The 12,887-nt window shown below is 55.4% G+C and carries 10 protein-coding genes and 3 pseudogenes; 6 read left to right on the top strand and 7 right to left on the bottom strand.

Annotated features, from left to right (window positions below; translation table 11 throughout):
* Positions 1–114 precede the first annotated feature (114 nt).
* The 3 genes and pseudogenes from IQ273_RS22330 to IQ273_RS22320 all read right to left on the bottom strand — a co-directional run bounded on the left by IQ273_RS22330 (position 115) and on the right by IQ273_RS22320 (position 2,338).
* Positions 115–573: an AraC family transcriptional regulator ligand-binding domain-containing protein gene (locus tag IQ273_RS22330; RefSeq protein ID WP_194025367.1), complete on the bottom strand. Its 459-nt coding sequence runs from the start codon at positions 571–573 to the stop codon at positions 115–117.
* Between the two features lie 508 nt (positions 574–1,081).
* Positions 1,082–2,013 (bottom strand): annotated as a pseudogene (locus IQ273_RS35940) (IS1595 family transposase).
* Positions 2,014–2,194: 181 nt separating this feature from the next.
* Positions 2,195–2,338 carry a hypothetical protein gene (locus IQ273_RS22320; protein ID WP_194025366.1) on the bottom strand — a complete coding sequence of 48 codons (144 nt, stop codon included), beginning with the start codon at positions 2,336–2,338 and terminating at the stop codon, positions 2,195–2,197.
* A 47-nt stretch (positions 2,339–2,385) separates the two neighbouring features.
* Between IQ273_RS22320 and IQ273_RS22315 the strand changes: the two genes are divergently transcribed.
* The 6 genes from IQ273_RS22315 (at position 2,386) to IQ273_RS22290 (ending at position 9,571) form a co-directional block, all read left to right on the top strand.
* Positions 2,386–3,831 carry an AAA-like domain-containing protein gene (locus IQ273_RS22315; protein ID WP_228053600.1) on the top strand — a complete coding sequence of 482 codons (1,446 nt, stop codon included), beginning with the start codon at positions 2,386–2,388 and terminating at the stop codon, positions 3,829–3,831.
* On the top strand, positions 3,824–7,213 hold the full coding sequence (locus IQ273_RS22310; RefSeq protein ID WP_228053598.1) for an AAA-like domain-containing protein: 3,390 nt from the start codon (positions 3,824–3,826) through the stop codon (positions 7,211–7,213). Before IQ273_RS22315 ends, IQ273_RS22310 begins: the two co-directional genes overlap by 8 nt.
* Complete coding sequence (locus IQ273_RS22305) at positions 7,192–7,338, top strand: hypothetical protein (RefSeq protein WP_194025363.1); 147 nt, start codon at positions 7,192–7,194, stop codon at positions 7,336–7,338. Before IQ273_RS22310 ends, IQ273_RS22305 begins: the two co-directional genes overlap by 22 nt.
* A gap of 363 nt (positions 7,339–7,701) precedes the next feature.
* Complete coding sequence (locus tag IQ273_RS22300; protein WP_194025362.1) at positions 7,702–7,920, top strand: hypothetical protein; 219 nt, start codon at positions 7,702–7,704, stop codon at positions 7,918–7,920.
* 570 nt (positions 7,921–8,490) lie between these two features.
* Positions 8,491–9,102, top strand: a complete 612-nt coding sequence (locus tag IQ273_RS22295; RefSeq protein WP_194025361.1) for a hypothetical protein — start codon at positions 8,491–8,493, stop codon at positions 9,100–9,102.
* Between the two features lie 37 nt (positions 9,103–9,139).
* On the top strand, positions 9,140–9,571 hold the full coding sequence (locus IQ273_RS22290) for a response regulator (RefSeq protein ID WP_194025360.1): 432 nt from the start codon (positions 9,140–9,142) through the stop codon (positions 9,569–9,571).
* 48 nt (positions 9,572–9,619) lie between these two features.
* Here IQ273_RS22290 and IQ273_RS22285 read toward each other — a convergent pair whose 3' ends face one another.
* The 4 genes and pseudogenes from IQ273_RS22285 to IQ273_RS33900 form a co-directional block, all read right to left on the bottom strand.
* The gene (locus tag IQ273_RS22285; protein ID WP_194025359.1) at positions 9,620–9,901 is read right to left on the bottom strand and encodes a RodZ family helix-turn-helix domain-containing protein; all 282 of its coding nucleotides are present in this window, start codon (positions 9,899–9,901) and stop codon (positions 9,620–9,622) included.
* Positions 9,902–9,907: 6 nt separating this feature from the next.
* A complete protein-coding gene (locus tag IQ273_RS22280) occupies positions 9,908–11,563 on the bottom strand; it encodes a mechanosensitive ion channel (RefSeq protein WP_228053595.1) in 1,656 nt (551 codons plus the stop codon).
* 100 nt (positions 11,564–11,663) lie between these two features.
* Positions 11,664–12,626 (bottom strand): annotated as a pseudogene (locus IQ273_RS22275) (amidohydrolase); the annotation flags it as partial.
* 49 nt (positions 12,627–12,675) lie between these two features.
* Positions 12,676–12,887: pseudogene (locus IQ273_RS33900) on the bottom strand (IS4 family transposase); the annotation flags it as partial.

The following is a 12,887-nucleotide window of genomic DNA, read 5'->3' as shown; positions in this document are numbered from 1 at the left end:
GACTTTGCTCGACAAAGGCGGTAAAGACTTCTCCTAGCATCGGGTTACCTCCCGCTACTAACCAGGACACCTCAACCCTAGCGCCTTTATTTTTCTACCCCACAGATTTAACACCTAGACAAGAATCATACCTAGACCGTAAAGACTGGTTTGCAGGTTGCTCCCATGGGCCAAATAATCATAGTCATAGTGAAATTGCCACCAGACCGAGTCATGTTCCCACCGAAAGCTAACATGCTCACCCGAGTTGTCCAGACGTACGAGCTGCTCCATGGTCGTGAGCAGATCAAACAGCGTCAGGCAGTTGTTGAGAATTTTGCCAATGGTACCAAACGTGTCTAGTAGGGTCTGTCGCCCAATTAAAAAACCGAGAGTTTGCAACCCTTCTCGGTTAGCAGCGTTTTCCATTAGGGTCGACCCCTGGTAAATCGTCAGGAGGTTTTCTGGATGGTCTAAGGTGGTTGGGGTCAGACTAACTTGCTCTAGAAGGCGATCGGTGGGGGAGCCAATTTGGTTAAGAAAGTCAACAACCGGCAAAAGTTGACTGACCCTCACCAGAGGAATTGCTTTCATAAAAATTACGTAGCCATGGGGGGTAAGGGCGGTTGCTTCGGTCTGAAAAGATGCTTTTTAAGGCTAGTATATCAGGGGCGGCAAGATTCTTCGTATTGTTGGCGCGAAATGACCAGAAGTTTAAAAATCCTGGTGATATCACTGAAGGGTAAAGAAACAGGTCGTTCCTTTTACCCGGTCAGCATCTTCCAGCTCAGTGAAGCATTGCCAGGCGTCTATCCCTGGTTTGAGCCGCACACCCAAAACCACTATTCAGCGAGAGAGAAAGGATAGGTAAAAATCTGCTCAGCCCTTTGGGGAAAGGCTTTATGGATACTTATTGTGGTTTGAACATGGGCCTAGCCGGTTCTGGTTGGCTCGTCTCATTCTCTGCGTCCTTAAGAAGGATTGAGGCAAATTCATAGGCAGGTTTTTATTTTTTCGGACGTTATAAAAACGCAAAATATGGGTGAGATCAGGAAATCCGGAAGATCAATAATTTTTTGGGCTCAATACGGATTTTGGGGAGCTAGTTTAACAAGGTCTCCAATAGGTTGCCCAGCAGTGCCTTTCCTCGCTTACGGGTATTGTGTACGAACTCAAAGAACCCCAGATAAAGCGGCAGTTTCTCCTGTGAGATGCCGCGGTGAGGCCTTAACCATGAACGTAATAGAGACCAAAATCCTTCCATCGTGTTGACATGAACCTCGCAAAAGCCGTCCCCGTCCTCGTCGCGGGCATATTCACCCACGCTGTGACAGACGTTTTTGTGCGCATAACCCCAGGCAGCCAGCGAGTCGTAGATCGGGTATTCGTCGGTGTATACCAAGCTCTTTGAGGCAATAGTCGCTTTGATGAGGGGCTCTATCGTTCGTCGTTGCACGTTCTCTAACAGGCGAATCACGACCTGCCCCCCACGCTCAATCATCCCGAATATCGGCGGCTTTTCTGTCTCGAGCGTACCTCGGCCCCGAAGCCCTTTGAGCTTACGCCACCGCCCTGGACGCCCCTTTTTTTCACGGCGTCGGGATGGCCTTTGTGCCCTGCTGTGACATAGACCTCATCACACTCCACCTCACCCGATAGCTGCACTTCTGGCTTGTTGTCCACAATCGCCTGCCGGAGTCGATGGGTCATCTGATGCACGTCACTCTGATTCAACCCCAGCTCTTGAGCAATCTGCTGGTTTGATAGGTTGAGCCCCATCAAATACAGGCACCCCATCCACACCCGCAACGGCTGGTGTCGCCCAGCAAATACGGTATCCGTCAGATCATCAAACTGTCGATGGCAACCCTTGCAGCGGTAGCGCTGGCGATGAGGATGAGCATCATCTTTACCCCGCTTGACAACCTCCTCAGAGCCGCACTTCGGACACCGGACAACGCCGTCGGCCCAGCGCAATCTCCGAACGCTGTCGTAGCACTTGGCCTCTTCCAAAAGGTGTGTCAGGGTTAGCATGAGATCGCAGAGCAGATGCACTTTGTGTTCAGCCTAGCGAATACATCATTTGCTTGCAGCTCACCTCCCTAAAACACCTATTGAGCCAAATCAAAATGGTCAAAGCGATGGGGCGAGGGCAAGCCTAGATTGGGACGTGGAGCGATCACGAATGGCTTGGATCAAGGCTAGGTTTGTCAGTCTAGTGATGGCCGATGGACAGTGCGATCGCCCGGTGGCTCCTTTGCCTGGGTTCTTGAGCGGTAGGCAACCCAACAGACGGCTGAAGAACCTGGGCTTCACGGTTGAGCCTGGTAACGACAAGGGGAATTGTGCGTTGTTTCATGGCTACGTCAAACCTGACTGTCGTGATAGATTGCAATAATTACGCGAATGGTTAAGAACCTTTTCCCCAACTTCATGGATGGTAAACAGGCTTTAAGCATTGTTAGACAACTGGCACCTGGAATAGACCTGACCTACGTGGAAGAGGCCGTTTTTCTGGGGACATGGGAGGGAAAACGCTATCGGGAGATGGCGATAGAACTGGGCTATGAGGAGGGGTATCTCAAGGATATTGGCTCTCGGCTGTGGCGGTTGCTGTCCGATCGCCTGGGGGAGGAGGTTACTAAAAAGCGATTGCGCTACATTCTGACCGAAGCCGCCGACCAGGCCCCTGGGGCGACCAGCCTATCCCCAGCCCCAGAGGGCTGTGCCCCTGGGATACAGCCGACGGTTGCGCCCCAGGAGGGCGATACCCCGCTGAGCCGCATCGCCAACGATCTCAGGTTCCCCGGTTCCCCATTGCCCTTTGGATCGCCCTTCTATATTGTGCGATCGCCCCTGGAAGACCTCTGCCTAACGACCCTCCAGCAGTCCGGTAGCCTAGTTCGCATCAAAGGCCCCCTGCGCACAGGCAAAACCTCGCTGATCAACTGGGCCATGGGCACCGCCCAAACCCTGGGCATGGAGACGGTTTTGCTGGATATTCGTCAGGCCGATGCCGCCACCCTAAAGGATCTAGATACCTTTTTGCGCTGGTTTTGTTGGGCGATCAGTGAGTCACTGGGGATCGCCTGCGAGTTTGATAAGTACTGGTTTGCCAGCGCTGGCAGCAAACTCAGCTGCACCGCCCTGGTGCAAGACTGGCTGATTAACCAGGTGAAAACCCCCATAGTAGTGGCGATCGATGCCATGCACCGCCTGGTGGACTATCCCTCCATTGCCATTGATTTTCTGTCAATGCTGCGATCGTGGTACGAGAAGGCCAGGGTAAGAGAGGAATGGCAAAAGCTGCGGTTGCTCATGGCCTACGCCCACGATCTCGATCTGCCGCTGCCGCTGCACCAGTCTCCCTTCAACGTGGGCTTGCACCTGGAGATGCCGCCGTTTAATCGAGCGCAGGTGCTCAATTTGGCCCATTGCTACGGCCTGTCTGCCCTCGCCGAGAGCCAGGAAGCCGAGGTTGAGGTGCTCTTTGACCTGCTGGGCGGGCACCCCTATCTTTGGCAACTGGCCTTCTATTGGCTATGTTCTGGGCATGTTTCCCTGGCCTCCCTCGTGGCGCAGGCCCCCACCGACCAAGGCATTTACCAGGAACATCTCCGCTACCTGGGTCTGATGCTGCAAAAGGATCCTAGGCTGGTCGATGCCGTCAGGCAATTGCTCACCACTAGTGATGCTGTATCGCTGCCCCAGAGCGTCGTTGATCCATTGATGGATCTGGGGCTGATTCAGCGCAATGGCTTCCAAGTCAAGTTTTCCTGCGGCCTGTACCGTGACTACTGCTCTCGGCACTGGGGCGATTCTCATCCTGAGGCACTTCGTCCCCATGGCTAGGTGGACCTACCAGGTGGGGGGCAGTCTATCGCCAGATACCCCCGTCTATGTTATCCGTCAAGCTGACCACGACCTTGGCCAAGCCCTGCTCCAAGGAGAGTTCTGCTTTGTCTTCAACGCCCGTCAGATGGGCAAATCGAGCCTGAGAACTCGGGTGCAGCAGCAGCTAGAAAGGCTGGGGCACCGCTGCGTCTATTTAGATATGACCCAGCTGGGCAGTGAAAAGATCAGCCATCAGCAGTGGTATCGCGGCGTCATGCTAGAGCTGCTGCGGGATCTGGGGCTGCTGAGCACCATCGACATCAAAGCCTATTGGCAGTCGTGGGAAACGCTGCCCTTAGTTCAGCAGCTGCAATTGTTGATCGATCAGATCTTGGAACAGTTGCCCAATACTCGGTTGTTCATCCTGGTGGATGAGATCGACAGCGTGCTTAGTCTGGACTTTCCGGTCAACGACTTTTTTGCCTTCATTCGCGCCTGTCACGAACAGCGGCAAAATCAACCAGCCTATGGGCGGCTGTCCTGGGCTTTGTTTGGGGTGGCGACGCCGTCGGATTTGATCCGCGATCGCAAACGCACCCCCTTCAACATCGGTCGCGCCATCGACCTGCAAGACTTTCACCTGGAAGAAGCCCGTCCCCTGATGGCAGGTTTCAAAGATCAGGTGCCCAATCCAGATGCCATTCTCAAAGCCATTCTCGACTGGACCGGCGGTCAACCCCTGCTGACCCAAAAGCTTTGCCAGCTCGTCACTCAAAAGAGTCAGGAGGCTCAGGACGCTGACCTCAGCTTGCCTCCTGGTACCGAGGCAGCCTGGATTGACGATCTGGTGAAAACCCATATCATTGACCACTGGGAAGCGCAAGATAACCCCGAACACCTGCGCACTATTCGCAATCGCCTGCTGATGGATGAGCAGCGTACCCCCCGGTTGTTGGGGCTGTATCAGCGTCTTCTAGACCAGGGTGGCATTCCCCTCGACGGTAGCCTGGATCAGACCGAACTGCTGCTATCCGGGCTGGTGAGCCAGCGGCAGGGCAAACTCCAGGTCAAAAATCGCATTTACCAGACGATCTTTTCTCTGGGCTGGATTCAGGATCAACTGAATCGGCTCCGTCCCTACTACCAGGATCTCAACGCCTGGGTGACCTCGGGCTTTAAAGAAGACTCTCGTCTGCTGCGGGGGGAGACGCTGCAACAGGCTCTGGTCTGGGCTAGGCAGCAAAATTTGAGCGAGCTAGACTACCGCTATCTCGCCGCCAGCCAGGAACGCGATCGCCAGGAAGCCCTCACCCGCGCTGAGGCGGCTCGATTGCAGGAGATAGAAGCCCGTCTTGCCGTCGAACAACAGCGCAGTGAAGAGCAGCAGCGAAGCCTGAAGCAGCAGCGATTACTTTCGGGAGGGTTGGGTTTAGCGTTACTGATTGCGACCGGGGTCAGCATCTTCGCCTGGCAGCAATACCGCCAATCCGCCATCAGCGAAGCCCAGGCGGTGGTGCGCTCGGCCCAGGCTTTGTTCGCGTCAGACCAATCCTTTGAAGCCCTGATTGAAGCCATTCGGGGCCAGCGGCAGGTGCAAAAGCTCCGCAACGCTGATCCGGAACTACAGGAACGGGCCGATGCCGTGCTGGAGCGGGTGGTGCTCGACATTCAGCAGCAAAATCGGCTGGATGGTCACCAGGCCACCGTGATTACCACGGATTTCAGTCCCGATGGTCAGCTCATCGCCACCGGCAGTGTAGATACCACGATTAAACTCTGGAATCGAGACGGATCCCTACGGGCAAGCCTGAATACCGAGCAAGGTCAGGTGCGTGGGGTTAAGTTTAGCCCTGACGGTCAGTGGCTGGCCTCGGTGGGCGATGACGGCACCATCAAAATCTGGACCCTCAGCGGCGCACTTCATCAAACGATGAAGACCGATATCAACGGGATCTGGGACCTGGCCTTTAAGCCAATGACGGGTTCTGCCTCAGAGGTTCCCACCCTGGTGGTGGCAGGCTTAAGCTCCGACCAGGCCGAAATTTGGACCATTGATGGCCAGCGCCTCAAGACCATCGATGCCAACGGGCAGCCCTTCGGTATTCGCACCGTGGCCTACAGTCCCGAGGGCGATCGCATCGCTTTGGGGGGCAACGACGGCACCGTTACCCTCTGGACCCCCGAGGGGCAGCGCCTACAAACCCTGAAAGGGCATCAGGAAGCCATCCATGCCCTGGCCTACAGCCCCGACGGCGAACGACTGGTCAGCGGGGACATCAATAAAACGATCAAGCTATGGAACCGGGCAGGGCAGTTGCTGGCCACCCTAGATCACCACACCTCCGGCATTGAGGGACTGGCCTTCAGCCCCGATGGCCAGTTCTTCGTTTCCGGCAGTTTAGACAAAACCCTCGCTCTGTGGAGTCGAGAGGGTCTGCTGTTGAATACCTTTGAGGGACATCAGGCCGGCATTTGGGATGTGGCCTTCAGCCCTGACGGCACGACCATCGCCTCTGGTGGTGCCGATAATACCCTGTTGCTCTGGCAGGCCCACAGCCCCTTTCAACGCAGCCTGAAGGCGTTGCCGAGTTCCTTCTTTTTCAAGTCTATCTTCAGCCACGATGGCCAAACCCTGGTGCTCACCACCACCGGCAACGGTCTGGTGCTGGTGTCATTGCAAGACCTATCCTTCCGGCTGATTGACGCCCAACAAACCTCGTTAAGCAATCTGGCCCTGCATCCCACCCAGGAGCAGTTCCTGTCTTCTGGAGAAACGGGCACCTTGAAACGTTGGGATATGGCCGGTAACTTGCTACAAACCATTGGCTCTCCGGGGGATCCGATGTTAGGCATGGCCTGGAACCCGAACGGGGAAGAGCTGATTTCGAGTACCTACAGCGGACGCATCTTCCACTGGCAGGCAGACGGGCAATTGCTCAAAAGCTGGACAGCCCACTCGGCCTCTATCTGGGATGTGGCCTACAGTCCCACTGGCGACCAGTTTGCCTCAGTCGGGGTAGATGGTACGGCAAACCTATGGAACCGCAACGGGCAACAGCTCCATACCCTCAACCACGACCTGGTCGTCTGGCGGGTGGCCTACAGCCCCGACGGTGCTCTGGTCGCCACCGGCAGTGGCGATAAAACCGCAAAAATTTGGCGCACCCACGATGGTTCCCTCGTGACCCCATTAACCGGGCATGATGCCGCCGTTTGGGGAGTCGCCTTTAGTCCAGATAATTCGTCTATTGCCACCTCCAGTGTGGATGAAACCGTCAAACTCTGGACCCTGGAGGGAGAATTGCTCCACACCCTGAAAGGCCCAACGCCGCTGTGCGGAATCTCGCCTTTGGCCAAGGCGGTCAAGTCCTGGCATCCGTGGGCGACGACGGCACCCTAGCCCTGTGGGATATTCCAGCAATTTTAGAGCTTAAGCCCTTAGATTACGCCTGTGCCTGGCTACAAGATTATTTACAAACCAACGAAAACGTCTCTCAGGCAGAACAAAGCCTGTGCCAGGAATAACAGACTTTTCTGACTTGTGCCCAGCTTTTCAGCAAACCTACAATCATGCCTGCGGCTTTGGGAAAGAGCAAACATGTTTCACAGCAAGCATGCGTTACGGGCAGCTACGGTTAGCCAGCATCATTCTACCCAGTAGAAGAACTCCCAAGCCTTAGTGGCAAAGGTGTTGTTATGTCTTCAAAAATTTTCAACCTACTGGGATACCAACGGTGACGGCAAACCGGATCATTCTGATGCCATCAGCGTTGACCTATCAGTGGGGCAGGTTTCTCCCTAGACGCTTTGTTTCTAGACGGGGAATAGCACCACATATTCTTGCAGAGTTCCTGATTTTATAGAGTTCCTGAAAAGACGTCACCCGCCATGTTCACTCAGCTTTTGTGGCAGCCTCAGCAGATTCACAATGATGTACTCACTCGGGCCTCGGTTCAACCCCAGACCCTTACCTGGTATCAAACAACTTATCCTGGAATTTCGTTTGGGTCTTTTGAAGCTAATTCAACAGTGCAAGATCATCCGGTCACCATGCTGACTCAGTTTGCCAAAGATGGCTACTTTCCGCTCCAGGCACTGGTCTCTTAATCGGTGATAAACTTCCAAAGTCCTTGTGCAGCGATGGTTTGAGGCGATTCAACCTGAAGCCAGGAAAACACTTGTCCAGTAAGGCTTTCAGCCATCCATCTCCTGTTAGCGAACCAGTGCCGCCTGTAGACAGTTGGCCGAACAGCATTACTCCCTGGCTGCCATGGGCGATCGCATGGAAGCGTGGTTTGAGCGCCTATGGGCCAATACTGATCGTTCCGCCGGGGCGATCGCCGCCCCTCCCTTGAATAGTCCAATGAGGCTATCAACTCAGGGAACTCGGGCCGCATCTCTCAACGATAACCCTCTGGACCTAAAATTTTCTTCAGTACATTTTCTCAATAACAAAGTCCTAACAACAGACCTATCTGACTTGTGCTGAGTTATTCAGAATGACTAACATCAAAACACAGTCACAAATCATGAATATCTCCTGGTTCGATGGTCTCTAAATCAAGAATATTTCTGCAAGTAGAGAAGCTGGTTTTGAGCTCGTTAAATGTTGACTATTTTGCCGTTTGTTTCATAGCAGTTTGCTGTGTTGGCTGGGCCAATGCTCAGCCAACATTTTTGGGTCGCCCAGCCTATGCCAGTTCCTCAACCCAGGCCAATCAGCCCGAGAAAATTAATCTCGTGATTTATAACCAGGGGATGCTGAACCAGGTCAACATTCAGCTTGACTACGTTATAGGGGATGGCTCTGAGTATCCTTCGCGCCGCGAACTGCTGTCAACCGCAGTGGCAGCTATCGATCAATATCCCGATCAAAATCAATATTGGGAAGTATTGAATCGGTCTACGACCCAAGCCTTGATTCAGAAATATCCCAATATTCAGTATCTCAGCCTCAGTCTAGAGGTGTCTCCGCGCCCCACGATTCCCTACACCTGCACCAGCACAGTCACCCGTTGGAGAAATGGGAGCGTACAGGAGAATTGGAGTTTTATCGCAACTGACATTCCCTGGAGATCAGAAGCGATTGATATCCAGATTGGCTATCGCTACCAGGAGAGCACAAACTACCCGGATTTTCTCGATATCCGCGATCGCCTGATTGCATACGTGAGTAGTCTAGACGACTCTAACCTGTCGGTAGAACAGCTGGAGATTGCCCTGGCGTATCGACTGAGACAGGACTACATAGACAATTTTGCGGAACTCACAGTCGGTATCAGCAACTGATTTTTTCGCGGTCAAGGTAAATAGCTGATTCATAACCATGTTCGATGTACTAAATGATGGGGAAGCATCCCTGGCCCAACCACAGGCCGCCAGCTCAGCGCTCATTTCCTTTAATCGACTGCTCTACATTGACAACAATCCTGATATTCGCCTAGTGGTTCAAGTTTCTCTGGAGGCTTTCTCGTCCATTAGAGTCATCACAACTCCTCCTGAAAATGCCCTGAGGTTAGCATCCAGCTATGCCTGGGATGTGATTTTAATGGAGGTCTCTATCCATCAAGATATTGATTTAGCGGTATATAACCAGCTCAGATCCCATCCCAAAACCCGTTCCTTGCCGATTATTATTCTGACCTCTAGGGTGATGCCCCATGAGCTAGCCGTCCTAAAAGAGCTAGACATTTTGGGAATCATTGCCAAGCCCTTTGACTCTACCCAATTGGGCGACCAGATCAGATCATTTTTGTGACTCGTGAACGGGGTGCATTCCCCCTGATACCGAATCCAATCCATCTCCCTAGGGTCGATGGGGGCGCAGTTCGGTAGGAAAAGTAAGGGCCAGATCTTGTCCCCAGAGGCCTAGCGCATTGCCGTACCTTTGAATAGTGGCGCGAAGTTCAGCGGCGGCAGGCAACTGGCTGAGATCGCCAGCCTCTAAGGCCTTGAGGTAATCCAGCGGTATCTGTGCATGCTGGGCCATCTGCCTGAGGGAAAGGCAGCGTTCTTGCCTGAGATGGCGCAGATACAGACCGATTTCCTCCAGTCGCCGCTGTTGGAGAATGGCTAATGGGTCAACCACCGGCACCTAGCGATGCTGTTTAAAGGCCTGGAGCCATTCGCGCAGTTGCTCCCCAGCCACCTCTCGCCCGCCCAGGCCAAAGGCGATCGCGATCGCCACCGCAATGCCCCCGGTCAGCAGCCCAAAGGCCAGGTTCACAATATCGGTAGCCACCCCCATCTGCTGCAGAGCCATGGCACCCACCAGCACCAATACGGCAATCCGGGCTGTCTGGGCCAAAATTCGGGTTTGGCCGCCCCCACCCGTGGCACTGATCAAGCGAAAGGCCAGGTTGGCCAGGTAAAGCCCCACGGCAAAGACCACCACCCCGCTCAACACCTGGGCACCGATACGCAAGATAGCCCGCACGATGTCGGTCAGTGCTTCAAACTGCAAAATATCCGTGGCGGTGACTGCCCCAAACAGCACGATGGTCACCAGCGCCAGCAGGCCGACAATTTCCGAAGGAGTCCGCGCTGGCGGGGGCGAGGTTAGTGAAGGATTTTTTAGGGGCGTAGGGGGAACGGTCGCAGGGGGAACGTCGGCAAAGCGATCGAGTTCTGGCAGCCCCAGGACGGTGCCAATGCCATTGAAGCCCGCGCTGGTGAGCACGTCGGTCACCAGGGTAGCCACAAAACGGCCCACAAAATAAAAGGCCGCCAGCACCACTCCGGCCATGAGCACCTGGGGAATGTAGGTGAGAACGCGCTCTAGCATGAGCACGGCAGGCCCCGAAATGGCCTCGATATTGAGCTCATTCAGGGCGGCGATCGCCGCCGGAATCAAAATCAGCACGTAGGCCAGAGTCCCGACCAGTTCTGACAGCGACAGCCCCCCGTGATCGGCAGAATTTAGCCCCAGGCGGGTACCGAGCTGGTCGGCGCGGGTCGCCCTCAGCAAATTGGTCACTACCCCCCGCACAATGCGGGCCACAAACCACCCGGCGGCCAACACAACGGCAGCGGTAATGATGCGGGGAATGGCCTGCAAGAAGCTGTCGATCAACCCTTCGACGGGCTGGAGTAACCCCGGCAGGTTGAGCGCGCTTAACACCAGCGGCACAAACAGCAGAAAAATAAACCAGTACAGCACATTGCCGATGGTCTCGTTCACCAGAAAGGGAGCCTGCCCCGGCTCACCCCCCGCCTGCTGGGTGAGTTGTTCATCGAGGTTAAACCGTCCCAACCCCTGAATAACCAAGGCTTTTACCAGGGTGGCAACCAGCCAGGCGGCCCCCAGCAGCAGCAGCGCTCCGCCGATGCGGGGCAGGTAGGCAAAAATCTCGCTCAAAAAATTGTTCAGCGGTTCCGAGACCACCGCCAGGTTGAGCGCATTAAAGGCGGCCACAATGGCGAACAGCAAGATGATCCAGTAGACCAGAGCCGCCACCCATTTTTCTACCGCAACCGGGCGATCTGGGCTCTGGCCCATCACCCGGTTGGCCAGGTGGTCATCAATTTTGGTGCGCTTGAGCAGGTTTTTGACCACCGCTGCGGCAACGGTGGCAATCAGCCACCCTCCCACCAGCAGCACGATCGCCCAGATCAAGCTGGGCAAAAACACCCCCAGCTGGGTGCCGATCGCCTGAAAAAAGGGGCTGTCCAGGTTAGCCTGGGCCAGTACCCCAGGCTGCGGCAGAAACCAGCCCTGGGGTAAGGGGAAATAGCACAACATAAAAGTCATGGGTTTTTATCTAGGCTAGCTACTCGAAATCAACAGAAAAATGGGGCAAAGGGGATCAGATCTGCCCTTTGCCTGCCCCTGAGCAAGCGCCACAGAACGGTCAGGCCAACTGCCGTCGATAGATCGTCTTGCCTTCCTTGATGGTCTGCTCCACCTCAATATCGAGGATTGTTGCAGGGTCAACGGTGAGGGGGTTGTCTGACAGCACCACCAGATCGGCCACCTTGCCCACCGCAATGGATCCCTTGCGGTCTTCCTCAAAGTGTTGGTAAGCCGACCACAGGGTGATCGCCTTCAGCGCCTCCAGGGGAGTCAACCGCTGATCGGCCCCCAAAATATCGCCGCTGCGGGTGCGGCGGTTGACCGCCGACCACAGGGTGCGCGGGCCGTGGGGCAGCACCACAGGCGAGTCGGTATGGATGGTGACCGTCATGCCCCGGTCGAGGGCAGATCGGGTGGGAGAAATGCGATTTGCCCGTTCTGGCCCCAGGGTAACTTCCCGATGCCAGTCTCCCCAGTAGAAGGTATGGGCCGGGAAGAGGGCTGGCAACAACCCCAACGCCTGCATGGCGTCGAGCTGATCTTCACGCACCGTTTGGCCGTGAATGAGCGTGGTGCGGCGATCGCCCTGGCCGTGGCGCTGGGTTGCCGCCTGCGCCGCCCGGATGAACTGGTCAATGGCCGCGTCCCCATTGCTGTGCACAATAATCTGAATATTATTTTCGTAGGCACTGCTGACCCGCTCGATCGCTTTGTCCTCCGGAAAGGCCGCATAGCCGCTATAGTCCTTGGGCTGACCTGCGGGAACCTGGTGGTAGGGCTGGGTCAGCCATGCCGTGCGCCCCTGGGGAGATCCATCCAGCGACAGCTTGGCCCCGGCCAGCCGCACCCTATTGCTGTAGGTGCGGCTCACGCCCCAGGTGTGCAGATCGGGATGCAGGACGTAATCGACGTAAACCGCGACATCGATGGGCAAGGTGCCCGCGTCGCCAGCGGCACGGATAGCGTCGTAGACGCCCTGGCTGGCGCGCCCTTCCTGGGCGGTGGTAAAACCGAAACGGGCATAGGTTTCGGCTCCTTTTTCTTAGTGGTGCAGAAAACTTAGGGCAGTCTCACCATGAGAATGTGAGGACCTTAGCGAACTCAATGCGACAGTCTAGGGCGTCTCGCTTGCATTGAGAGGCGCAAGCGGGCGGTGGATTGCCCTTAGGCAAGGCTTGGAGGATGGGCAAGGGCAAACGCTCGTAGCAAAGCCGAGCCAGTTCCCGCAAACCGAGTTGCAGAAAACTCAAGCCCCGGTCGCCATGCCAATCCAGACGACTCC

Origin of the sequence: Nodosilinea sp. LEGE 07298, from assembly GCF_015207265.1 — a bacterium.
Classification (GTDB): domain Bacteria; phylum Cyanobacteriota; class Cyanobacteriia; order Phormidesmidales; family Phormidesmidaceae; genus Nodosilinea.
This window is presented reverse-complemented; position numbering and strand designations above follow the sequence as displayed.